Raw genomic sequence first — 20,755 nt, 5'->3', positions numbered from 1 at the left:
TCCCATAACAACTTTTCTTTACGGCAGGACCCGGGAGCGCCCATCCATCGCACGTGGCGGAGCCGGGACTCTTACTGCCGATACTTACCAGGAAGCCGCGCTTTGTTCGCATAAAAGCGAGCAAAGCGCGGCTTGTCAGAATCCTCGGCTCAGGCGCGCTTGGCGCGCGCGGCGGCGCGACCGCGGACGGAGGCGTCGAGCACCACCTTGCGGATGCGGACCGCGTCCGGGGTGATCTCCACGCACTCGTCCTCGCGGATGAACTCCAGCGCCTGCTCCAGCGACAGGTTGCGGGGCGGGATCACCTTTTCCGTCTCCTCGCTGGTGGAGGAGCGCATGTTGGTGAGCTTCTTCTCCTTGGTGATGTTCACGTCCATGTCGTCCGACCTGGAGTTCTCGCCGATGATCATGCCTTCGTAGACCTCGGTCGTCGGCGCGACGAACAGGGTGCCGCGCTCCTGAAGGTTGAGCATCGCGAACGCGGTCACGGGACCGGACCTGTCGGCCACCAGGGAGCCGTTGTTGCGGGTGCGCAGCTCGCCGAACCAGGGCTCGTAGGAGTCGAACACGTGGTGCACCAGGCCGGTGCCGCGCGTCTCGGTCAGGAACTCGGTACGGAAGCCGATCAGCCCGCGCGCCGGGACCACGAACTCCATCCGGATCCAGCCGGTGCCGTGATTGGTCATGTGCTCCATGCGGCCCTTGCGCACGGCCAGCAGCTGCGTGACCGCGCCCAGGTATTCCTCGGGGCAGTCGACCGTCAGGCGCTCGACGGGCTCGTGCACCTTGCCGTCGACGACCTTGGTGACCACCTGCGGCTTGCCGACGGTCAGCTCGTAGCCCTCGCGGCGCATCTGCTCGACCAGGATGGCCAGCGCCAGCTCGCCGCGGCCCTGGACCTCCCAGGCGTCGGGCCGGTCGGTGGGCAGCACGCGTAGCGACACGTTGCCGACGAGCTCCTTCTCCAGCCGGTCCTTCACCATGCGGGCGGTCACCTTCGAGCCCTTGACCTTGCCCACGAGCGGCGAGGTGTTGGTGCCGATGGTCATGGAGATGGCGGGCTCGTCCACCGTGATCAGCGGCAGCGGGCGCGGGTCGTCGGGGTCGGCCAGCGTCTCGCCGATCATGATCTCGGGGATGCCCGCGATGGCGATGATGTCGCCGGGGCCGGCCTCCTCGGCGGGCTTGCGCTCAAGGGCCTCGGTCATGAGCAGCTCGGTGATCTTCACGCGCTGGATCGTGCCGTCGGTGCGGCACCAGGCCACCTGCTGGCCCTTGCGCATGACGCCCTGGTGGATCCGGCACAGCGCGATGCGGCCGAGGTAGGAGGAGGCGTCGAGGTTGGTGACGTGCGCCTGGAGCGGCGCGTTGGGGTCGTAGGTCGGCGCCGGGATGGTCGACTTGATGATGTCGAACAGCGGCTCGAGGTCCTCGGAGTCGGGCATGCCGCCGTCGTCGGGACGGTTGAGCGAGGCCCGGCCGGCCTTGGCGGAGGCGTAGACGATCGGGAAGTCGATCTGCTCCTCGGTGGCGTCGAGGTCCATGAAGAGCTCGTAGACCTCGTCCACGACGTCCTTGATGCGGGCGTCGGGGCGGTCGACCTTGTTGATGCACAGGATGACCGGCATCTTCGCGGCGAACGCCTTGCGCAGCACGAAGCGGGTCTGCGGCAGCGGGCCCTCGGACGCGTCGACCAGCAGCACGACGCCGTCGACCATCGACAGGCCGCGCTCGACCTCGCCGCCGAAGTCGGCGTGGCCCGGGGTGTCGATGATGTTGAGGGTCATGCCGCCGTGCTTGACGGCGGTGTTCTTCGCGAGAATGGTGATGCCCTTCTCGCGCTCGAGGTCGTTGGAGTCCATGACGCGGTCATCGACATCCTGGTTCGCACGGAAGGCCCCGGACTGCCAGAGCATGGCGTCGACCAGCGTAGTCTTGCCATGGTCGACGTGCGCGATGATCGCGATGTTCCGCAGGTCGTCGCGGCTGTTCAAAGGCATGATGACGTCTCGCTCTGTGTCGTGGGGGCGGCCGCGCGAAGTCGCGACCTTATAAGTCTAGTTGATCCCCTCTGATGGCAAGAGCGGGACGAGGTGACGGCGGGCGTAAGAGCGGGCGTCGTCGTCGTTGCCCAAGGGGATCGCGCTGTCCGGAATGAGGACGAAAGACAGCGCGATGCGGATGAACATCTCCGCCACCGCCTCCGCGTCGGGAGTGTCGAGATGCTCGGCCAGCTGCTCCCTGGCCACCGCGAGGTACGGCCCCGCCTCCAGCGTGAGCTGCGGCAGGATCGTCTCGGGCTCGTTGGCCAGCAGGCCGCTCAGCAGGGGATGGCCGCGCACGAGACGCAACGTGATCGCGAACCCCTCCGTCACCTGGTCCGCCGGCGTCGGCAGCGGCGCCAGGGCCTGCTCGAACGCCTTCAGGAACCGCTTCAGCTCGCGCAGGATCACCGCCTGGATCAGATCGCCCTTGCGCGCGAAGCGCCGGTAGACGGTGACGCGGGCCAGCCCGGCACGCCTGGCGACGTCGTCCATGGTCAGCCGGCGCAGGCCCTGCTCCAGCATCCCGGCGTAGGCGGCGTCGAGGATGCGATCGAGGGAGTCGTCCCGCATGGATCAAGCGTACGGGGCCGCGTCCGCGCCGGGGCCCGGCCAGGGCGGGCCGCGCGCGGACGCCGGGCCGGGGCAGCTACATAGGCGGTTGCACAATTGTGCGCATGGCAATCGCGGCGGCGATACCTAGATTGGCGGCATGACCTGGACAGAGCTGGTTATGGCCGCAGCACCGATTCAGGGCGACCAACCGGCTGTGAGCGACGTCAGGACCGGCGAGGTGTTGTCGTACGCGGCCTTCATCCGGCGCGTCACGCGCGCCGCGGCGGGTCTGCGCCGTCTGGGTCTGCGTTACGGCGACCACGTGCTCGTCGACGTCCCGCTCGGCGCGACGCTGCCGGTCGCGATCCACTCCGTGGCCTGGGCCGGCGGGGTCTCCGTGCTCGGCTCGTGCGGCGCCGCCCGCATGATGATCACCCAGGCGCACTACGACCCCGGCACGGCTCGGGTGGAGCAGGTCTTCTCCTTCCAGCCGGTGGCCGGCGCCAAGCCGTTCGGCGAGCTGGTGGGCGAGCGCGGCCTGGAGTTCGGCCCGCTCGCGGGCCCGGCGGTGGTCGTCGGTGGCGAGCGCATGTTCGGCCACGACGAGCTGGCCGGCGACCTGCGCAGGCTGGCCGCCCGGCTGGTCATCGGCAAGGACGACGTCGTGATCAACGCGGTCAGCGAGTCGTTCAGGGGGCTGCGGGTGATCGACCTGGCCATGATGTCCGGCGCCCACGTCGTGGTCGCCCACGAGCCGAGCCTGGTGGGCTGCCGGGTGCTGGCCCAGGAGCGCCGGGCCACCCTGGTCGTCGCACCCTATGACCTGGCCAGACGCCTGCTCGGCGACCCGCTGCTGCGTGTCGTCGACGAAAGAGCGGTCGTAAGCTCGCTTGGACTGTGAAAAGTGCGACACTGTGGGAGAGTGTGATCCTTCCGCGACGCAGGGTGACCACATGCCAGAGCCCCCACGGCACAATCTTCCAGCAGAGCCCAACCGGTTCGTGGGTCGTGAGCGTGACCTCGACGATCTGCGCGGGCTGTTCGGCGAGACGCGGGTGGTGACGCTGTGCGGCGTCGGCGGCATCGGCAAGACCCGGCTGGCGCTGCGGGTGGCCGCCGGGCTGGTGCCCGCCTACCCCGACGGCGTCTGGCTGGTGGAGCTGGCCAGGTTCAGCAGGCCCGAGTTCGTGGCCCAGGAGATCGCCCGCGTGCTCGGCGTGCGGGAGGAGACCGGCCGACCGCTGCTCGACACCGTGACGGCCCGGCTGCGCGGCCTGCGCTGCCTGCTGCTGCTCGACAACTGCGAGCACCTGGTCGACAGGTGCGCCGAGGTGTCCGCGGCGCTGATCGCCGCCTGCCCGCGGCTGAGCATCCTGGCCACCAGCAGAGAGCCGTTGCGCATCGCCAGCGAGCTCATCTGGCGGGTGCCGCCGCTCGACCTGCCCGACATGGGCACCCCCGACGCCGAGTCCGTGCAGCTCTTCATGGACCGCTCGGCGGCGGCCGGCACCAGGCTCGGCCGGGAGAGCCTGCCCGACGTGGTGCGCCTGTGCCAGGCGCTCGACGGGCTGCCGCTGGCGCTGGAGCTGGCCGCGGCGCGCACGAGCCTGCTCAGCCCCGGGCAGATCGCCGACCGGATAGACGATCGCTTCTCGCTGCTGACCACCGGCGGGCGCACGGCCCCCGCCCGGCATCGCACGCTGCTCGCGACCGTCGAGTGGAGCTACGACCTGCTGTCGGCCAAGGAGCAGGTGCTGCTGCGCCGGCTGTCGGTGTTCGCCGGCGCCTTCGACCTGGACCTGGCCGAGCAGGTCTGCGCCGAGCGGCCCATCTCCGAGCCGGAGATCGTCGATCTGCTCGGCGGCCTGGTCGACAAGTCCCTCGTGCTGTGCGACGAGAGCCGCAGGCGCTACTGGCTGCTGGAGACCATCAAGCGTTACGCGGTCGAGCGCCTCGAACAGGCGGGTGAGCACGAGGTCCTGCGCGAGCGGCATCTCAACGTGCTCTGCGAGCTGCAGGCCCGCCATTTCACGACCGAGATGGTGACGCCGGACGTCCCGTGGCCCGAGCGGCTGGCGGCGCTGACCATGAGCAGGAGCCTGCTCGACGACCAGCGGGTGGCGCTCGACTGGGCGGCCGAGTCCGGTAACGCGCTGCTGGGCCTGCGCCTGTGCACGACCAGCACCGGGCTGCTGCCCATCGGCGGCAACCTGACGGAGATCGTCGCCTGGATCGAACGCCTGCTCTCGCTGGACCTGACCCATGTGCCCGACGGGCAGGTCGCGCACGCCAAGGCCTACCTCGCCTACGGGCTGGAGGCGCGAGACGAGCTGAGCCGCTCGCTGGAGGTGGCCGGGGAGAGCCTGGCGGGGCTGCCACCGCCGAACGTCTTCCCGCGCTGCGTCATGCACAGCCTCATGGTGGTGGTGCTGCTGCGCATCGGCCGGACCGACGAGGCGCTGCACCACGCGGAGGAGGGCCTGGCGCTGGCCACCAGCTCCGGCGACACCTGGAACCAGGCGGCGGGGCTGGCCGGGCTGTCCGCGGTGGCCCTGACCCGCGGCCGGTTGCGCGAGGCGCAGCGGCACGGCGAGGAGGCGCTCGCGCGGGCGCGCGCACACGGCCACCGCTGGATCATGGCCAGGACCGCGGCCCAGCTCGGCGCGGTGGCCGAGGCCCGCGGCGACCTGGTGGCCGCCCAGGCCCAGTACGAACTGGCCGTCCCCTGGCTGCAGGAGCTGGGCAGCGACCCGGAGCTGGCGCGCTGCCTGGCCAGGATCGGCAGGGTGGCGGCGATGCTGCACGAGTTCGCCACGGCCAGGGAGCGGCTGGCCGCGAGCCTCGCGCTGGGCCGGGCCACCGGGCAGCGCCAGGGGGTGGCCAGGTGCCTGGTGGGGCTGTCGGTGCTGGCCGAGTCCGAAGGCGACCTGGAGAGCGCCGTGCTGGCCGCCGCGGCGGCGGCCACGCTGCGCGAGTCGATCGGCCAGCAGTCGGCCACGACCAGGATCGAGGAGCTGCTCGGCCGGGCCCGCACCAAGCTGGGCGACGGCCGCACCACCTCGCTCTGGTCGCGCGGCCGGGCCATGAGCCCCGACGACGCCGCCCACCACGTGCTCGAAGGCGAGCGGCTGGCGAGCGCCGGCCCCGTGGCGACCGAGCCGGTCAGACACTCGCTGCTGACCGCGCGCGAGAGGGAGATCGCGGGCCTGCTCACCCGAGGGCTGTCCAACCGGGCCATCGCGGAGGAGCTGGTGATCAGCCCGGCGACCGTCGCGCGCCACATCGCCAACATCATGGAGAAGCTCGGCTACACCTCGCGGGCGCAGATCGCGGTGTGGGCCGCCGAGCGCTCCGGCGATTCTGCATAGGGATCTGCATATTCCGCCCCATGTATGCATGTGACGCCCTCCCTAGCGTGGGCTGCATGGATGAGCGCATCGTCATGGTGGACTCAGGCACCGGCCTGGAGCTCACCGAGGAGCAGCTGGACGAGAGGTCCGCCGTCGCGACCGTCCAGTTGCGGCGCAGAGGAGTGCGCACGGGTGACACCGTGCTCATCTGCCTGCCGGTCGGGCCCGACCTGCTGGTGGCCGCCGACGCGGTGATCGCCGCGGGCGGCGTCGCCTGGCCGGTGCCCGCCGACCTCGACACGGGCTCGCTCAGAGACCGGATCAAGGCGAGCGGCGCCCGCGTGATGATCTCCGATCTGCCGCACGCCCTGGACGCGGCGGACGAGTCGCGCGTACGCGTCGTGATGAGCGTGGCGGACCTGAGCGCTCTACATTCGTATCCGGGCAGTCGCCGAATCTGCGCGGAAAGTGATCGCACGGAGCGCTGAAGCGGTGGACACTGAGCAGGGATGAGATCCGCCGCGACCGCTTGGGCCCCTCATGACCACGCAACTCCTGCACAACCTGCCCGCCGAGCCCAACCGCTTCGTCGGACGCGCGAGAGACGTGGCCGAGCTGAGCACGCTGGTCCACGAAGAACGCGTGATCACGCTCAGCGGGGTCGGCGGCATCGGCAAGACCCGCCTGTCGCTGCGCGTGGCGGCGCAGGCCGTGCCCCGGTTCGCCGACGGCGTGTGGCTGGTGGAGCTGGCCCGCATCGGCGATCCTGCGCTGATCGTCAACGAGCTGGCCGAGGTGCTCGGCGTTCGTGACGAGGCTCCTGGGCGGTTGCTCGACGGCCTGCGCGTGCGCCTGCGCGAGGCCAGCACGCTGGTCGTCCTGGACAACTGCGAGCACCTGGTCGAGCACTGCGCCGAGCTGGTGACCGGGCTGATCGCCGAGTGCCCCGAGCTGCGGTTCCTGCTGACCAGCCGCGAGCCGCTGCGGATCCCGGGCGAGCTGATCTGGCGGGTGCCGCCGCTGGAGCTGCCCGACGACCACCACCCCGACGCCGAGTCCGTGCTGCTCTTCGTCGAGCGGGCGCTGGCGGCGGGCGCGCGGGCGGTGGCCGCCTCCATGGACGACGTCGTACGCCTGTGCCGCGCGCTCGACGGGCTGCCCCTGGCGCTGGAGCTGGCGGCGGCCCGCACCAGCGTGCTGAGCCCCGGCCGGATCGCCGACCGGATCGGCGACCGGTTCAGGCTGCTCACCTCCGGCGACCGTACGGCTCCCGCCAGGCAGCGCACGCTCCTCGCCACCGTCGAGTGGAGCCACGACCTGCTCACCCCCAAGGAGCGGGTGCTGCTGCGCCGGTTGTCGGTGTTCGCCGGGCAGTTCGACCTGGAGCTGGCCGAGCGGGTGTGCGCGGACGGCGGCATCGTGCGCAGGCTCGACCTGCTCGATCTGCTCGGCGGCCTGGTGGACAAGTCGCTGGTGATGCACCTCGACGGCGCGGGCCGCTACCGCCTGCTGGAGACCATCAGGGATTACGCCGCGCAGCGGCTGGAGGAGGCGGGTGAGGCCGGACGCCTGCGCGACCGGCACCTGCGCGTCATCTGCGAGGAGATGGAGCACCACTACGAGGCGGGCTCGCTGGACCGGCGGACGCCGTGGCCCGAGCGGTTCGCGCACTTCACCAAGGGCCGCGGCCTGCTCGACGACTGCAGGATCGCGGTCGGCTGGGCGGTGGCCTCGAAGCAGCCCGTGCTCGGGCTGCGCCTGGCCCGCGCGGCGCTGGCCGTGCTCGCGGTCCGCGGCGACCTGGGGGAGAGCGTCGGCTGGCACGAGCGGCTACTGGCGCTCGACCTGTCCGCGGTGCCGCCCGACCTGATCGCGGTGGCCAAGGGCGGCCTGGCGTACGGGCTGGAGCTCGGCGACGAGCTGGCCCGCGCGGAGGAGCTCATCGTGCAGGGCGTCGAGGAGCAGAAGAAGCACCCCTACACGCACTGGCTCGGCATCACCTACGGAGTGGCGCTGACCGTCTTCTTCCGCACGGGGCAGAGCGACAAGGCGCTGCGGTACCTGGAGGAGCTGGAGGCGGCGGCCCGCGCCCACGACGACCTGTTCAACCTGGCCACCGTCAGGATCGCGCAGCTCAACCTGGCGCTGTTCCACGGCCGGTTGCGCCAGGCGCGGCGCAGTGGGGAGGAGGCCCTGGCCCTGGCCAGGGAGTCGGGGCACCACTGGACGCTGGCCAGGGCGCTGGCCCATCTGGGGGCGGTGGCCGAGGCCGCGGGCGACCTGGAAGCGGCGCTGTCCCATCACGGCGCCGCGCTGCCGCTGCTGCGGGACATGGACAACCGGGTGGAGCTGGCCCGCTGCCAGGCCCAGCTCGGCAGGGTGGCCGCCGGTCTCGGCGACTACGCCGCCGCCCGAGCACATGTGGCCGCGAGCCTGGCCCTGAGCAGGCAGACGGGGCAGCGCAGGGGGATCGTGCGGGCGCTGATGGCCATGTCGGCGCTGGCACGGGCACAGGGCGACCTCGAAGGCGCCGTGCTGGCCGCGGCGGCCGCCACGGTGCTGCGTGACGCCATCGGGCAGTTCGGCACGCCAGGGCGCGTCCAGGAGCTGCTGGCGCAGGCCCGTGCGGAGCTCGGCGAGGGCCGGGTGGCGTTGCTGTGGGCGACGGGGACGGAGCAGCCCGCCGACGAGGTGGCCAGGCGGGTGCTCGACCGCGAGGCGGCGCCCGCGCGGCGGCCGGTGTCCGTGGCGCCCGAGCCGCGGTACGGCGGGCTGACCGCCAGGGAGCGGGACATCGCCGTGCTGCTCGCCCGCGGGCTGAGCAACCGGGCCATCGCGCTGGAGCTGGTGATCAGCACGGCCACGGTGGCCAGGCACGTCGCCAACATCATGGAGAAGCTGGGATTCTCCTCCCGGGCGCAGATCGCGGTGTGGGCGGCCGAGCACGGGGCGGATTCCGGACGAACATAAGCTGACATCCATGCCTTTCGCGCCCAATTTCCCCGTGATGCTGAGGACCGAGGACGGGGTCCGCATCGACGCCGCACACACCCCGCCTCTGCGCAGCGGAGGCCATGGGCACGACATGGGACTCGGGATCGTCGTGGCGCACGGGTTCACGGGGTCGTGGCGGGAGCGGTCCGCGCGCCGGATCGTGCACGTGCTGAGCGGCTACGGCGGTGTGATCGCGTTCGACTTCCGCGGGCACGGGCGTTCCGGCGGCGAGACCACCGTGGGTGACCTGGAGATCCTCGACGTCGAGGCCGCGGTCAGGCACGCCCGCGTGATCGGCTACTCGAAGATCGCGGTGGTGGGGTTCTCGATGGGCGCGGCGGTGGCCGTGCGGCACGCTGGCCTGCGCGGCGGCGTGGACGCGGTGGCCGCGGTGAGCGGACCCGCCCGCTGGTACTACCGGGGCACCAAGCCGATGCGCCAGGTCCACTGGGCGATCGAGCGGCCGTTCGGCCGGTGGGCGGCCCGGGTGGCCAAGCGTACGAGGATCATGCGCGGCCAGTGGGACCCGATCCCGATGCCGCCGCACGAGGCCGCCGCGCTCATCTCGCCGACCCCGCTGCTGATCGTCCACGGCGACGCCGACACGTTCTTCCCGCTCGAACACGCGCACCAGCTCTACGGCGGCGCACGCGAGCCCAAGGAGCTCTGGATCGAGCCCGGATACGGTCACGCGGAGTCCGCGGCGACCCCCGATCTCATCCGCAGAATCGGCAAATGGATCTCCTCGAACTTTTCGTGAGTAATACACGTCTACCTAGGGCGGATGGAAAGAAACCACCGGGAGAAAGTCCCTGGGGAAGGAAACCGCCGATGCGGTGGACATGGGACATACTTCTGTGGTCGGACGGTCGCTCACAGTAGGGCGCGTCCAGCGGCCTGCGAGCAGGTCGTGGTTTGCACACCTAGCGTCGCGGGGGCGCGCTGGGTGAGCAGCCCGCAACGACGAGGGCCCCGCGGCACGCGCGGGGCCCTGACTCGCGGCCGGTCAGCCCAGCCGGGCGATCGTCTTGTACTCCAGGTAGCCGCTCAGGCCCTCGGGGCCCAGCTCGCGGCCGATGCCGCTGGCCTTGTAGCCGCCGAAGGGCGCGTTGGACTCCAGCATGAAGCAGTTCACGCCGTAGGTGCCCGTGCGGACCTGGCGGGCCACGTCCATGCCGTGCTCGGTGTCGGCGGTCCACACCGTGCCGGCCAGGCCGTAGTCGCTGTCGTTGGCGATCCTGATGGCGTCGGCCTCGTCGTCGTACGGGATCACGGCCAGCACCGGCCCGAAGATCTCCTCGCGGGCGATGCGCATGTCGTTGGTGACGCCGGCGAAGACGGTGGGCGAGACGTACCAGCCGCGGTCGTACGGCCGGTCGAGCCCGCCGGTGACGACCTTGGCGCCCTCCTCCATGCCGATCTTGATGTACGCCTCGACCCGGTCCTGCTGGCGCTTGGCCACCAGCGGGCCGATGCCGGTCGACGGGTCGGCCGGGTCGCCGACGGGCTGGGAGTTGACCATGCCCGCGACCGCCTCGACGACCTCGTCGTAGCGGCTCTGCGAGGCCAGGATGCGGGTCTGCGCCACGCACGCCTGGCCGTTGTTCATGAGCGAGGCGATCGCCAGCATGCCCATGCTGGAGGCCAGGTCGGCGTCGTCGAGGATGATGGCGGCCGACTTGCCGCCCAGCTCCAGGCTGACCCGCTTGAGCTGCTCGCCGCAGATGGCCGCGATGCGCCGGCCGGCCGCCGTCGAGCCGGTGAAGGCCACCTTGTCCACGCCGGGGTGCGAGATCAGGTGCTCGCCGGTCTCGCGGCCGGCGGCCACGATGTTGAGCACGCCGGCCGGCAGGCCCGCCTCGACCGCCCACTCGGCCAGCAGGTACGCGTCCAGCGGCGTCTCGGGCGCCGGCTTGAGCACGATCGTGCAGCCGGCCAGCAGCGCGGGCGCGAGCTTCGTCATCGTGACGAACTGCGGCACGTTCCACGGCACCACGGCCGCCACCACGCCCACGGGCTCCCTGCGGACGGTGATCGGGCCGAACAGCCCCGGCCGCTGCTCCTCCTGGACGAAGGTCTTGCCGAGCTCGGCGTAGTACTGCAGCATGCCCAGCGGCTGAGGGGCCTGTGCCAGGTTGGAGAAGGTGATGGGCGAGCCCATCTCCTCGGTGATGAGCTGGGCCATCTCGGCCTGCCGCTCGTTGTAGATCGCGGCCAGCCGGCCGAGCACCTCGGCCCGCTCGGCGAACGACAGCCGCGGCCACGGCCCGTGGTCGAACGCCTGCCGGGCCGCGGCGATCGCGCGCTCCATGTCCTCGGGCGTGCCGTCGGGCACCCGGCCGACGAGCTCCTCGGTGTGCGGGGAGATGACGTCTATCGTTCCGGTGCCCGCTGGGGCCACCCATTCGCCCCCGATGAACAGCGTGTCGTGCTGGCGCATGTCGTGAGCCTCCTGCTTGACCGAATGCTTGCTCGCTAGAGGAATGCCTCAAGGCGACCGAACCATGTTCTGTCCGGACACGCAAGAGGGACACGGCACGCCCGTGCCGTGTCCCTCCCAGGCCCATCGAAGGCCCGTCAAAGGTCCCTCAACGGTCCCTGAGCGTCCTCAGACGCCCCTCAGGGGCGTCAGCGCGGATCGCCGAGCAGGTGCCGCATGGACCTCTTGACCAGGTCTGTACGCGCGGCCTGGTCGGTCACGCTCTCAGCGCCGAATCCGAGATACACCGTGTCCTGGGTGGTGATCCCCGCGCCCTCCTCGAACACCTGGTCCGTCCGGAACCAGTTGTTGATCGACGGCGCCGAGCCCTCCGGCGGCGCGCCGGCGGCCCAGCCGCCCAGGTCCGACTCGAACGAGGTCGACTCGGTCGTGGCGCCGTCCAGGGTGACCGCGAAGTCGTCCAGGAAGACGCCCGCCCCCTGGGTGCTCCAGTCGCTGATGTAGGAGATGGACAGCTCGACCTGCTTGCCCGCGTACGGGGTCAGGTCGATCTTCCACTGCTGCCAGCCGGCCGAGTTGCCGGAGGCGGCGTTCCACGAGCCGGAGGTGCCGGTCGGCTCGCAGGCCGGGCCCTGGTAGCGCTGCGTGAACGGGTGGATCGTGCGCCAGCCGCCGCTGTTCTCCGTCAGGCAGCTGTCGCCGGTGTCCGCGCTGGTGTGGCCGTTGGCGTCCGGCAAGGTGGTCCAGTCGTCGCCGCCCGCCGTCCTGGCCTCGACCGTGAGGAAGTCCCAGGCGCTCTCCGTGTCGTACGACGTCCAGAACGACAGGTCGCCGCCGCTCTTCCCGGTCAGGTCGATGGTCTTGGTCAGCCGCTTCCACGAGACGTCGGCGATGCCGCTGTAGACGTCCCACGCGCCGGTGTGCGGGTCGAAGGGGCCGCCGGGGCGTACCCACTTGATCGGGGCGGAGCTGGCGAACTGCGGGAACTGCGCCGGGGGCAGGATCGCCGAGGTGGCCACGAACGAGTTGGTGTGGCCCGGCTCGATCGTGGCGCCGAAGCCGTCGAACTTGCCGCCGACGCCCTGGAGGGCGAACGGCTGTCCCGACTCGTCGGTGCCCGCGTCGTCGAAGAAGACGTAGGCGCCCAGCCAGTACTGCTGGAAGTCGTTGAACACCGGGATGCACGGCGGGTCGTCCGGCACCGTGCACTCCGCCTGCGCCGGCTGGTCGGGCTGGTAGTAGTACAGGCCGTTGTTGTTCTGCGCGTACGACGGGTACTTGCCGGCGTGCAGCAGCTTGCCGCCCTCGTTCAGGTAGTCGCGGACCGCCAGCTCGGTGTCCACGCCGCCCTTGGAGGTGGTGCCGCCCACCTGGCCGGTCGTCCTCGGGATGATGTCGTCGCCGGTCTCCCAGACCACCGCCTTGTAGTGGCTGAGCACGCCGAGCGGGTGCGGCGCCTTGCGGCCCAGCCTGTCCATGTCGTACACGTCCGAGGTGTAGCCCGCCGCGGTGAGCGCGGCGGCGTACTCGTCGGCGTACTTGGCCTCGGTCACGCCCTGCGCCGGGCTGATGCCGGTGACGTCCTCGGCGGCCAGCACCAGCACCTGGCCGCCGATGTCGGTGGCGACGGTGTAGGTGAAGTCGGCGCTCTTCCTGCCGATCGAGCTGAACCAGACCTTGACCTTGTCACCCGGCTTCGTGCCGGTGATCTTGCCGCGCAGCCGGTGGTAGTAGCGGTTGTAGCCCTTGCCGTAGCGCTCGCCGCCCTTCCACTCGCCGGTCAGCGACACCTTGGTACGGCCGCCGTTGACCTGGTAGTTCAGGAACACCGGGCCGAGCTTGCGCTTGGCGTTGACCTGGACGACCTGGTCCCTGCCGTAGCTGAGCTCGAACGGGTCGATCTCGAAGTCCGGGGTCCTGTTGCCCAGGTGGGTCACCGGCTCGACCGGGTTGACCGCCGACTTGGCGACGTCGAGCGCGAACGGCAGGCCCTTCTCGAACTCGGCCTGCACCAGCGCCTCGTCATCGGGGAAGACGAAGCCGCAGCCGTCGCAGCCCTCGTCGAGCTCGGGCGTCCAGGACAGCGTCCCGTACTGGGCGTGCGCCTGGTCGTTGGTGTCGCCGTTGGTCGTGTAGAGCTCGGCGCCGAGGTCCGGGTCGAAGCCGGGGATGGCGGGGTTGGCGTCGTTCCCGGTGAGCGCCTCGTAGATCGGGTTGTCGGCCGTCTCCGTGGCGATCTGCACGCCGATCGGGTAGAGCAGCAGCGGGCCGAAGGAGTGGTAGTTGAGCTGCATCTCGAACCCGACGCGCCGCAGCAGGCCGTCCATGGCCCTGGTCTCGGGCTCGCTGGCCGGTCCCGAGCCGCGGAAGGTCTCGCTGCTGGGGATGCTCGACGAGCCTTCCTCGTCGTAGTGGAAGTTCGTGGGGAAGTTCCTGTTGGGGTCGACGCCGTCGCCGATCCTGATCTGGCCGTCGCCGTCGTTGTCGCGCAGGTTCTTGCGCCACAGGCGGTTGCCCTCGGTGAAGGTGAAGTCGTAGCCGTCGGGGTTGGCCACCGGCACGAACCACAGCTCCGTCTTGTTGAGCAGGTCCCGGAGCGCGGTCTTGTTCGCGACGACGTACTTCAGCAGGCGCAGGTCGACCTGGGTGGAGATCCACTCGCGGGCGTGCTGCGTGGCCGAGTAGAGGGTCGAGGGCTTGATGCCGTCGGGCAGCACCCTGGCGCCGGTGGTCACCTTGGCCGCCAGGATGTCCTGGCCGCGCAGCGTCTTGCCGATCGACTGGAGCTTGACGATGTCCCTGTTGGCGTTCGCGACGGCCTTGAGCTGGTCGGCGATGCCGCCGGGCTCCGAGTAGGACTTGTAGACGGTGTAGCCGCCCGCGGCCTGCGCCTTGGCGGCCTCCAGCTGCGTCTGGCCCTGGGGGTTGCGCACGGGCTGCGGCCGGTAGCCGAGCTTCTTCAGCGCGTCGAGGTCGGTCTGGGCCGCGGTGAGCTCGACGTGCTCCTTGCCGCCCTTGCTCTCCTGCTGGACGACGTCGAAGCCCTTCTCCCTGAGCGTCTGGGCGGTGCCGGGCGGGCTGTCGAGCTCGTACAGCTCGATGCGGTCGCGCGCGGGCAGCGGGTCCAGCGACGCCTGCGCGGGAAGTGCCACGATTGAGGTGCCTAAGCCGATGATCACGGCGGCGACGATTGTCAAGGTACGAGACACGGTCTGCCCCTTCGCAGAGACGAGTTCGATCGCCATCTCAGACCGTTGGAGCGATCTATACAAGGCCCAATCTTTTAGATCTTCCTTATATCCGACAAATACCTAAAAACATCGCCAAAGGTGCGGCAGTTCGGTCGTTCGGATGACAGGCATCAAGATCATCTTCTATAGTTTCGGTCCGTCTATGAGGGGAGGGGACGGGTGTGAGAATCTGGCGATCCGCCGTTCTTGTCGCCGTTCTCGCCGGGCTGCTCGCACTCCCCGCGCCGCAACCCGCCCTGGCCGACCCCACCCCCGCTGAGCTGCGCAAGCTCACCAAGCAGGCGGCCAGGCTGAATGACCTCTACCGCGGCCAGATCCAGAGCCTGGAGGAGATCAGGATCCAGGCCAAGAAGGCCACCGACACCTCCGGAGACCTCGACGCGCAGCTCAAGGCCGCGCAGGCCGACGTCGGCCGGATCGCGCAGACCTCCTACATCGTGGGCCCGCTGGACAACATCCAGCTCATCGCTCCCAGTACGGACCCGTACAAACTGCTGGGGCAGGCGGCCAACATGGCCTTCATGGCCGGCGAGCGCACCCAGCGGGTCCAGAACATCCAGAAGCTGATCGAGAAGTCGAAGACCGCGAAGGTCGAGGCCAACGACAAGATCGAGAAGCTGCGCAAGGAGATCAAGGCCATGCAGGCCAAGCGGCGCGACATCGAGCGCCTGCTCGCCAAATACGGCTTCCAGCAGCCCGGCGGCGCCGAGGGGCTGACGCCGCGCATGATCTCCGTGCGCGCGGAGATCATGCAGAATTTCCCGATGAAGTACGGCGTGGGCTGCCTGCGTCCCGGCGACCCCGGCGAGCACGGCAAGGGCCGGGCCTGCGACTTCATGATGTCCAGCGGCGGCAGGATGGCCGCCGGCGCCGACGCCGACCGGGGTGACGCCCTGGCCGAATGGCTCATCCAGAACGGCTCCAGGCTGGGCGTGATGTACATCATCTGGAAGCAGCGCTACTACGACATCCGCTCAGGCGGCGGCTGGGACCCGATGTCGGACCGCGGCGGCGTGACGGCCAACCACTACGACCACGTTCACGTGTCGGTGTTCTGAGCCATCAGAAAGTCCCTCAGCCAGTGGTAGGAGCGCTTCGGCGTGCGGCGCTGGGTCGCGAAGTCCACGTGCACCAGGCCGAAGCGCTGGTGGTAGCCCTCGGCCCACTCGAAGTTGTCCAGCAGCGACCAGGCGAAGTAGCCGCGCACGTCCACGCCCTCGTCCATGGCCCGGTGCATGGCCGCGAGGTGACCCTCCAGGTAGGAGACGCGGGCGGTGTCCTCGATCGTGCCCGCGTCGGTGAGCTCGTCGGGCTGGGAGCAGCCGTTCTCGGTGATCATGATCGGCGGGAGCGCGGTCCCGTACCGGGACCTGAGGCCCGTCAGCAGCTCGCGCAGGCCGTCGGGGACGACCGGCCAGCCGAAGGCAGTGGTGGGGTGGCCGGTGATGCCCGCGTCCGTGAACGGCAGCTCGGGGGAGGCCGGGGCGGCGATGCGGGTGGGGTTGTAGTAGTTGATGCCGAGAACGTCCAGCGGGGCGGAGATGGTGGCCAGGTCCCCGTCGCGCAGGAAGTCCAGCGCCGGGGTGTAGGCCGACAAGTCCGGATATCTCCCGAGGAGGACCGGGTCGTTGAACAGGCGGTTGTGCAGGATGTCATAGGCGTCCGCGGCCTTCAGGTCGGGCTCCTCCCGCGAGGCGGGCCAGACCGGCGTGCAGTTGTTGGTGAGCGCCACCTGGCGGGCCCCCGACGCCCTGAGCGCCTGCACGGCCAGGCCGTGCGCGAGTAGCTGGTGATGCGCGGCCGGCAGCGCGCCCGTCAGCAGGGCCTGGCCGGGGGCGTGCAGGCCCAGGGCGTGGCCGTAGGCCATGTGGACGAACGGCTCGTTGAGCGTGATCCACAGGGGGACGCGGTCGGCCAGGCGCTCGGCGACGACGCGGGCGTACTCGGCGAAGATCGGGGCGATCTCGCGGTTCATCCACCCGCCCCGGTCCTGAAGGGCCTGGGGCAGGTCCCAGTGGAACAGCGTGGGCACCGGCTGGATGCCCGCCGCCAGCAGCGCGTCCACGAGCCGGTCGTAGAAGTCGAGCCCGCGCCCGTTCACCGCGCCGTCGCCGAGCGGCTGCACGCGCGGCCAGGAGATCGAGAAGCGGTAGGCGTTCAGCCCGAGCCCGGACATGAGCGCGACGTCCTCGCGCCACCGGTGGTAGTGGTCGCAGGCCACGTCCCCGGTGTGCCCGTCTCTGGTGCGGCCGGGCTCGCGGGCGAAGGTGTCCCAGATGGACGGGCCCCTGCCGTCTTCCTCGGTGGCGCCCTCGATCTGGTAGGCGGCCGTGGCCGTACCCCATAGGAACATCCCAGGCTCCCTGCTACTTCGCGAGTGTGGCTCATGTTATCTGAAGCCGAAGTGGCAAGCTTTACCTGCTGGTAATACGTAAGGATGGAGGCATGACGAGTACCTTGCGCCGCCGTCCCGCCCAGCGCCGGAGCGTGGAGCGGGTGGAACGGATGCTCGACGAGTGCGCGCTCCTGCTCGACGCGGTCGGCTACGAAGCGCTGACCACGAAGGAGGTCGCGCGCCGTGCCGAGGTGCCGATCGGCACGTTCTACCAGTTCTTCCACGACAAGCAGGGGCTGGTGCGCGCGCTGGCGCGGCGCAACCTGGAGGCGTTCCTGCACCGCATCACCGAGCGCATCGCCGTGGCAGAGCTCGGCCACTGGACGGATCTGGTGGACCTCGCCATCGACGAGTTCGTCGACATGAAGCGCACCACGCCCGGGTTCGCCGTGCTGGACTTCGGCGAGGTGCTCGTCACGCCCGGAGGCATTCCCGTCGAGGGCACCAAACGGGCGCTCGACGGGAAGCAGGACAACAACGCCGTGGTGGCCGAGCGGCTGCGCAGCCTCACGCTCGACCTCCTGGACGCGCCCGCCGGGCCCGGGCTCGACCGCGCCCTGCTGGTGGCGGTCGAGGCCACGGACGCGGTGCTCAAGCTGGCCTTCAGGGCCGACCCCTGCGGCGACCCCGTCCTGATCGCCGAGTGCAAGCAACTGGTCCGCCGCTACCTCGCCGACCACCTGCCGTGATCGGCCGGGCCCCGGGCCCGGTCAGACGGCGGCGTCCATCCGGGCGCGCAGCTCGCCGTCCAGCTTGAGGTCCGCCGCCCCGAGGGCCTCCTCCAGCTGGCCCATCGTGGAGACGCCCACGATGGGCACGATGCCGTCGGCCAGCAGCCAGGCCAGCACGACCTGGTTCGGGGTGGCGCCCAGCTCCTTCGCGACCTCGCGCAGGACGGCGAGGCGCCGGGTCGTGCCCGGGTGGTCGTAGATCTCCTGGATCGGCCGGTCCTCCCGCGTGTAGGCCCCGAACATCAGCGTGTTGTACGCCCACAGCGTCAGGTCCGGCTCGGCGGCCAGGTAGTCGAGGGTCTCGTCGGAGACCAGCGTGTGCCCCGCCTCCGGGAGCCTGACGAGCGGGCGCGGGCGCAGATACGTGTGGCGCAGCTGCAGGTGGGTGTAGGGCAGCCAGCCGTGCGCGGCCGAGACGGCCCTGGCCCGCTCCAGCCGCCAGGCCGCGATGTTGCTCGCGCCCGCGCTGCGGATCTTGCCCTGCGTGCCCAGCTCGGCGAGCGCCCCCAAGGTCTCTTCGAGCGGGACCGAACGGTCTTCGATGTGCGACCAATACACATCGATGTAGTCCGTCCGCAATCTCCGCAGGCTGCCTTCCGCAGCCTTGACCACGGCGGTCGCGGACAGGCCCTCCGCAGAGTCCAGGGTGAGGTCGCCGGCGACGGTGGGGCGGGCGCCGCCCTTCGTGCTGATGACCATCTCGTCCCGGTTTCCGCGAGCGGCCAGCCAGTCCCCGATGGCCAGCTCGCTCTCGTCGCCGGTGCGGCCCTCGACCCAGAAGGGGTAGTTGTTGGCCGTGTCGAGCCTCGTGCCGCCGGCTTCGTGGAAGCGGTCGAGGATGGCGAAGGTGTCGTCCAGGCTCACGCTGGTCCCGAAGGGGATCGTCCCGAGTGCGATGTTCATGGGCTCGACTCTGAGAGCTGGAGCGCACTCCATGTCAAGCCGGTTGACCTGGAGTGTGCTCCAGGTGGGATATTGGTACGCGTGAGCGTGTACACCCCCGCGGAAGTGGTCGAGGAGACCGGCTTCAGCCTCGACACCTTGCGCTACTACGAGAAGATCGGCCTGCTGGAGCGCGTCGGCCGGAACGCGGCCGGGCAGCGCAGGTTCAGCCAGGAGGACGTCGGCTGGCTGGGCATGGTCCGCTGCCTGCGTGACACGGGGATGCCCATCGCCAAGATGCTGCGCTTCGCCGAGCTCGTACGCGCCGGCGACCACACCATCCCCGACCGCATCAAGCTCCTGGAGGAGCACGACCGGCAGGTCCAGGCCCAGATCGCGAACCTCGCCGAGCGGCAGAGCTTCATCCACAACAAGATTTCCTACTACCGAAGCGTCCTGTAGCGCCGCCTTTGCGGTCCGGCTGTTAAACCAAGATCCATGGCCGGACCGAGAGCAAGGTGGAGCAACCTGCCCATGCGCCGCGTCGCCCAGCTCTGCGCGGTGCTGCTGTTCACCCTGCTCGTCCACGTCACGCTCATCCAGGCGTTCGGGTCGCAGGCGCTCAACGCCGACCGCAGGAACGAGCGCCCGCTCATCGCCAAGTTCGACCATCCGCGCGGCGACATCCTCACCTACGACGGCACCGTCATCGCCACCAGCCGCCCGGCCGGCGAGGGCCCGTACGGCTACCGGCGCGTCTACCGCAGCGGCGAGCTCTACGCGCCCGTCACCGGCTACCTCGCGCTGCGCCGCGCCACGGGCATCGAGCAGGCCCAGGACGCGGTCCTTTCCGGGGACGACGCCAAGGTCAGGGTGCGCTCGCTGGTCAGGGACGGGCGCGTCGAGGGGGCCGACGTCCGGCTGACGATCAGCGATCGGGCGCAGTGGGCCGCGTACCAGAGCCTCAAGCAGACGGGGATCCCGGGGGCGGCGGTGGCCATCAACCCGGCGACCGGCGCGATCCTGGCGCTGGTCAGCTATCCGTCGTTCGACCCGAACACCCTCGCCGGCTTCGACGCCGCCCGGATCGCCGAGACGACCAGGCGGCTCAGAGAGTCGCCCGCGCAGCCCCTGCTGAACCGGGCGCTGAACCAGCTCTATCCGCCCGGCTCCACGTTCAAGCTGGTCACCACGGCCGCGGCGCTGGCCTCCGGCGAGTACACGCCCGCCGCCCTGGTGAACGCCCCCACCCGGCTGCGGCTGCCCGGCACCCCGACCTACCTCCAGAACGCGGGCCACGCGGCCTGCGGCGACACCCGGCCGACCCTGACGTACGCGTTCCAGGTCTCCTGCAACACCGCCTTCGCCAACATCGGGCTCCAGCTCGGCCAGGACCTGCTCAGGGACCAGGCGGAGGCGTTCGGCTTCAACGCCCCGGGGCTGACCGTCCCGCTGGCGACCACCCCGAGCAGGTATCCGCCGGAGATGGACCGGGCCCGGACGGCGCTGGCAGCCATCGGGCACCACGACAACCGGGCCACGCCGCTGATGATCGCCATGCTGTCGGCGGCCGTCGCCAACGACGGGGTGCTGATGCGGCCGTACCTGGTGGAGGAGGCGCGCCTGCCCGACGGGTCCGTCTTCAACCGGGCCAACCCCGCGCCGTACCGGACGGCCATGTCGCCCACCCTGGCCGGCCAGCTGGCCCAGATGATGACGACGGTGACCCGCGCGGGAGGCACGGGGACGGGCGCGGCCATCCCCGGCGTGGAGGTGGCCGCCAAGACCGCCATCCTGGAGACGCTGCCGGGGACCGAGGACCACGCGCTCGTGACGGCCTTCGCGCCCGCGGACGCGCCCGAGGTGGCGGTGGGGGTCGTGCTGGAGCGTCCCGGCGCGCGGGCCGACGCCGTGGCCCCCATCGCCCGCGCCATCATCGAGGCCGCACTCGCGTAGGGCCGCCCGGTCAGCGGTAGGCGGTGGCCTGGAGGGTGTAGAGGTCGGCGTAGAGGCCGTCGAGTGCCATGAGGGTGGCGTGGTCGCCCTGTTCGGTGATCTTGCCGTGGTCGAGGACGTAGATGCGGTCGGCGTAGCGGACGCTGGCCAGGCGGTGGG

15 protein-coding genes are annotated in these 20,755 nt (G+C 70.6%); 9 read left to right on the top strand and 6 right to left on the bottom strand.

What is annotated here, in order from left to right; translation table 11 throughout:
- Nucleotides 1-149: 149 nt before the first annotated feature.
- Both typA and ETD85_RS20445 read right to left on the bottom strand, forming a co-directional pair.
- Nucleotides 150-2,000, bottom strand: coding sequence for a translational GTPase TypA (gene typA / locus ETD85_RS20450; protein WP_138691348.1), 1,851 nt, complete (start codon nucleotides 1,998-2,000; stop codon nucleotides 150-152).
- A 57-nt stretch (nucleotides 2,001-2,057) separates the two neighbouring features.
- Nucleotides 2,058-2,615 (bottom strand): TetR/AcrR family transcriptional regulator, encoded by a 558-nt coding sequence (locus ETD85_RS20445; protein WP_138691347.1) that lies wholly within the window; start codon nucleotides 2,613-2,615, stop codon nucleotides 2,058-2,060.
- A gap of 139 nt (nucleotides 2,616-2,754) precedes the next feature.
- Here ETD85_RS20445 and ETD85_RS20440 point away from each other — a divergent pair, with 139 nt between their 5' ends.
- The 5 genes from ETD85_RS20440 to ETD85_RS20420 are packed head-to-tail and all read left to right on the top strand — an operon-like array spanning nucleotide 2,755 to nucleotide 9,701.
- Nucleotides 2,755-3,498 (top strand): AMP-binding protein, encoded by a 744-nt coding sequence (locus ETD85_RS20440; RefSeq protein ID WP_138691346.1) that lies wholly within the window; start codon nucleotides 2,755-2,757, stop codon nucleotides 3,496-3,498.
- 52 nt (nucleotides 3,499-3,550) lie between these two features.
- Nucleotides 3,551-5,965, top strand: coding sequence for a LuxR C-terminal-related transcriptional regulator (locus ETD85_RS20435; RefSeq protein ID WP_138691345.1), 2,415 nt, complete (start codon nucleotides 3,551-3,553; stop codon nucleotides 5,963-5,965).
- Between the two features lie 56 nt (nucleotides 5,966-6,021).
- Nucleotides 6,022-6,435 carry an AMP-binding protein gene (locus ETD85_RS20430; RefSeq protein ID WP_170246763.1) on the top strand — a complete coding sequence of 138 codons (414 nt, stop codon included), beginning with the start codon at nucleotides 6,022-6,024 and terminating at the stop codon, nucleotides 6,433-6,435.
- Between the two features lie 52 nt (nucleotides 6,436-6,487).
- Nucleotides 6,488-8,917, top strand: a complete 2,430-nt coding sequence (locus ETD85_RS20425) for an ATP-binding protein (RefSeq protein ID WP_138691343.1) — start codon at nucleotides 6,488-6,490, stop codon at nucleotides 8,915-8,917.
- Nucleotides 8,918-8,927: 10 nt separating this feature from the next.
- A complete protein-coding gene (locus ETD85_RS20420) occupies nucleotides 8,928-9,701 on the top strand; it encodes an alpha/beta hydrolase (protein ID WP_240779264.1) in 774 nt (257 codons plus the stop codon).
- Between the two features lie 246 nt (nucleotides 9,702-9,947).
- On the opposite strand, the gene ETD85_RS20415 is transcribed toward ETD85_RS20420, so the two are convergent.
- A complete protein-coding gene (locus tag ETD85_RS20415; RefSeq protein WP_138691342.1) occupies nucleotides 9,948-11,381 on the bottom strand; it encodes an aldehyde dehydrogenase in 1,434 nt (477 codons plus the stop codon).
- 188 nt (nucleotides 11,382-11,569) lie between these two features.
- Nucleotides 11,570-14,560: a M14 family metallopeptidase gene (locus ETD85_RS20410; RefSeq protein ID WP_240779263.1), complete on the bottom strand. Its 2,991-nt coding sequence runs from the start codon at nucleotides 14,558-14,560 to the stop codon at nucleotides 11,570-11,572.
- 233 nt (nucleotides 14,561-14,793) lie between these two features.
- On the opposite strand from ETD85_RS20410, the gene ETD85_RS20405 reads away from it, so the two are divergent.
- Nucleotides 14,794-15,690, top strand: coding sequence for a coiled-coil domain-containing protein (locus ETD85_RS20405; RefSeq protein ID WP_138691341.1), 897 nt, complete (start codon nucleotides 14,794-14,796; stop codon nucleotides 15,688-15,690).
- On the opposite strand, the gene ETD85_RS20400 is transcribed toward ETD85_RS20405, so the two are convergent.
- Nucleotides 15,672-16,985, bottom strand: coding sequence for a GH1 family beta-glucosidase (locus ETD85_RS20400; RefSeq protein ID WP_138691340.1), 1,314 nt, complete (start codon nucleotides 16,983-16,985; stop codon nucleotides 15,672-15,674). The two genes, ETD85_RS20405 and ETD85_RS20400, sit on opposite strands and share 19 nt — an antisense overlap.
- A gap of 92 nt (nucleotides 16,986-17,077) precedes the next feature.
- Here ETD85_RS20400 and ETD85_RS20395 point away from each other — a divergent pair, with 92 nt between their 5' ends.
- On the top strand, nucleotides 17,078-17,716 hold the full coding sequence (locus ETD85_RS20395) for a TetR/AcrR family transcriptional regulator (RefSeq protein ID WP_138691339.1): 639 nt from the start codon (nucleotides 17,078-17,080) through the stop codon (nucleotides 17,714-17,716).
- Nucleotides 17,717-17,737: 21 nt separating this feature from the next.
- Here ETD85_RS20395 and ETD85_RS20390 read toward each other — a convergent pair whose 3' ends face one another.
- Entirely contained in the window at nucleotides 17,738-18,661 is a 924-nt protein-coding gene (locus ETD85_RS20390; protein WP_138691338.1) for an aldo/keto reductase, read from the bottom strand.
- A gap of 81 nt (nucleotides 18,662-18,742) precedes the next feature.
- Between ETD85_RS20390 and ETD85_RS20385 the strand changes: the two genes are divergently transcribed.
- A complete protein-coding gene (locus ETD85_RS20385; protein WP_138691337.1) occupies nucleotides 18,743-19,102 on the top strand; it encodes a MerR family transcriptional regulator in 360 nt (119 codons plus the stop codon).
- Between the two features lie 36 nt (nucleotides 19,103-19,138).
- Nucleotides 19,139-20,596 carry a peptidoglycan D,D-transpeptidase FtsI family protein gene (locus ETD85_RS20380; protein WP_138691336.1) on the top strand — a complete coding sequence of 486 codons (1,458 nt, stop codon included), beginning with the start codon at nucleotides 19,139-19,141 and terminating at the stop codon, nucleotides 20,594-20,596.
- Nucleotides 20,597-20,755 lie beyond the last annotated feature (159 nt).

Source organism: Nonomuraea zeae, assembly GCF_005889725.1.
Lineage (GTDB): Bacteria > Actinomycetota > Actinomycetes > Streptosporangiales > Streptosporangiaceae > Nonomuraea > Nonomuraea zeae.
Note: the sequence above shows the minus strand (reverse complement) of the source record. Positions and strands in the feature narration are given on the sequence as shown.

Bases quoted from the DNA above. Each gene is read 5' to 3' on its own strand.
- ETD85_RS20425 (WP_138691343.1), top strand. From the start codon at position 6,488: ATGACCACGCAACTCCTGCACAACCTGCCCGCCGAGCCCAACCGCTTC.
- ETD85_RS20430 (WP_170246763.1), top strand. From the start codon at position 6,022: ATGGATGAGCGCATCGTCATGGTGGACTCAGGCACCGGCCTGGAGCTC.
- typA (WP_138691348.1), bottom strand. From the start codon at position 2,000: ATGCCTTTGAACAGCCGCGACGACCTGCGGAACATCGCGATCATCGCG.
- ETD85_RS20445 (WP_138691347.1), bottom strand. From the start codon at position 2,615: ATGCGGGACGACTCCCTCGATCGCATCCTCGACGCCGCCTACGCCGGG.
- ETD85_RS20390 (WP_138691338.1), bottom strand. From the start codon at position 18,661: ATGAACATCGCACTCGGGACGATCCCCTTCGGGACCAGCGTGAGCCTG.
- ETD85_RS20435 (WP_138691345.1), top strand. From the start codon at position 3,551: ATGCCAGAGCCCCCACGGCACAATCTTCCAGCAGAGCCCAACCGGTTC.
- ETD85_RS20395 (WP_138691339.1), top strand. From the start codon at position 17,078: ATGACGAGTACCTTGCGCCGCCGTCCCGCCCAGCGCCGGAGCGTGGAG.
- ETD85_RS20380 (WP_138691336.1), top strand. From the start codon at position 19,139: ATGGCCGGACCGAGAGCAAGGTGGAGCAACCTGCCCATGCGCCGCGTC.
- ETD85_RS20440 (WP_138691346.1), top strand. From the start codon at position 2,755: ATGACCTGGACAGAGCTGGTTATGGCCGCAGCACCGATTCAGGGCGAC.
- ETD85_RS20420 (WP_240779264.1), top strand. From the start codon at position 8,928: ATGCCTTTCGCGCCCAATTTCCCCGTGATGCTGAGGACCGAGGACGGG.
- ETD85_RS20415 (WP_138691342.1), bottom strand. From the start codon at position 11,381: ATGCGCCAGCACGACACGCTGTTCATCGGGGGCGAATGGGTGGCCCCA.
- ETD85_RS20400 (WP_138691340.1), bottom strand. From the start codon at position 16,985: ATGTTCCTATGGGGTACGGCCACGGCCGCCTACCAGATCGAGGGCGCC.